3 protein-coding genes are annotated in these 1,663 nt (G+C 32.8%); 2 read left to right on the top strand and 1 reads right to left on the bottom strand.

What is annotated here, in order from left to right; translation table 11 throughout:
• Together EKL98_RS15595 and EKL98_RS15590 are read left to right on the top strand one after the other, a co-directional pair.
• A partial coding sequence (locus tag EKL98_RS15595) for a DUF6922 domain-containing protein (RefSeq protein ID WP_126563112.1) occupies window positions 1-306 on the top strand: 306 nt, incomplete at its 5' end.
• 8 nt (window positions 307-314) lie between these two features.
• Window positions 315-872: a nucleotidyl transferase AbiEii/AbiGii toxin family protein gene (locus EKL98_RS15590; RefSeq protein WP_199740724.1), complete on the top strand. Its 558-nt coding sequence runs from the start codon at window positions 315-317 to the stop codon at window positions 870-872.
• Window positions 873-877: 5 nt separating this feature from the next.
• Here EKL98_RS15590 and EKL98_RS15585 read toward each other — a convergent pair.
• Window positions 878-1,663: alpha/beta hydrolase family protein (locus EKL98_RS15585; protein ID WP_148104431.1), on the bottom strand; the 786-nt coding region annotated here is incomplete at its 5' end.

Here is a 1,663-nt window from a genome sequence, read left to right as displayed (position 1 = left end):
ATGAAGAAAGAAATAACCATAAACGACTTTTCGCAATATCTCTTTTGGGATGTGGATTTGAATGATTTTGACTTCGAAAAGCACAAATCTCATCTCATACAAAAAGTTTTAGAATATGGATTTATGAAAGATTGGAGATTATTAAAAGAACTTTACGGATTAGAAACAATTAAAGAAGTTTCTTTGAATTTAAGAAGTCTTGATGCCGTAACGCTTTCTTACCTATCTGCTATTTTTAAAATCGACAAAACAGAATTTAGATGTTACAAACACAGACAGTTGTACCCGAACTTATGGAACTCTTAAACAAAATTATGTCTGAAAAACTATTTTCAGATTTTAATTTAGTTGGAGGAACATCATTAGCTTTACAAATGGGTCATCGAAATTCCATTGATATTGACTTATTTGGAAATTCCGAAATTAATCCAGAATTTTTTATTGAAAAACTTTCAGAATTTGGAGAAGTAAAAGTAGCACAAAGCACCAAAAACATTTTGATTACAAAAATTAACGATGTTAAAGTTGATTTTGTAAACTATAAATACCCATTACTTTCAGACTGTTTGTTTATAGAAAACATTAGAATGCTTTCTAAAAAAGACATCGCTGCTATGAAACTAAATGCAATTGCTGGAATAGGAAGTAAAAAAGATTTTATCGATTTGTATTTTTTATTGAATGAGTTTACGCTCGAAGATATTTTATCATTTTATGAAAAAAAATATCACGATGGTTCTATTTTTATGGTTCAGAAAAGTTTGACCTATTTTGGAGATGCGGATCTTCAACTACACCCCCAAATGTTCAAAAATTTCAACTGGGAAACCTGCAAGCAAAAAATCATTGAAGAAGTTTTGAAATTAGAATAGGATTTTTATTTCAACCCCAAAATCCAATTACTCATCGTGTCTAAGACGACAGGAGCAATGGTTTGTTCGATTGTAGAATATTCAGCGGTCGATCCTGTTTTAGCTTCTTGGAACAGATGATTGAGTCCAGGAAGTTCTTTTATTGTTGCTTTTTTGTTTCCTGCTTTGGTTAAATAAGCCTGAATACCTGCTAAATTTTCAGTGGCTTTTACTTGTAAATCTAACGATCCGTTTAGTGCCAACACAGGAATTTTTATTTTTGACCAATACAACTCAGGATTGAATTTTAAAAAATAAACATACCACGGACTAGTAATTGAAGGAGTTTGTTGGGCTACAAATTCGTCGATTTGAGTTTCTGTAAGTCCTTGGTTTTGGGTCAGTTTTATGAATTCTTCTTTAATGTAAGGTTGAAAATCTGCTTTTAAATTACTGCCATTATAATTAATGATGTAAGCATATACTTTTTTGTTAAATGCTGTACTTGCTTCAATTTGAGTTGATGTAGCGCCTTGCGATTTTGCAATCGATTGGCTTTGCAAAAGCATCATTTGATCAATTGTAATACCAGGACCCGCAAGCGATATAACAAATTGAACTTTTGTGTTTTGAACAGCCACCATTGGTGCAATCAATCCGCCTTCGCTATGGCCAATTAAACCAATTTTTTTGAACCCTTTTGCACTCAAAAAATCAACGGCTGCGGTAATATCTGTTGCAAAACTAGCCGAAGTATCTTCAGGAGTCCCTTTGCTAGAACCGCCAACGCCACGATCGTCTAAACGCAAAAC

It is taken from the genome of Flavobacterium bomense (genome assembly GCF_003970355.1).
The sequence above is the reverse complement of the archived record's forward strand: the minus strand, read 5'-3'. Positions and strand labels throughout refer to the sequence as shown.

Coding starts and splice junctions, on each gene's coding strand:
- EKL98_RS15590 (WP_199740724.1), top strand. CDS start 315: ATGTCTGAAAAACTATTTTCAGATTTTAATTTAGTTGGAGGAACATCA.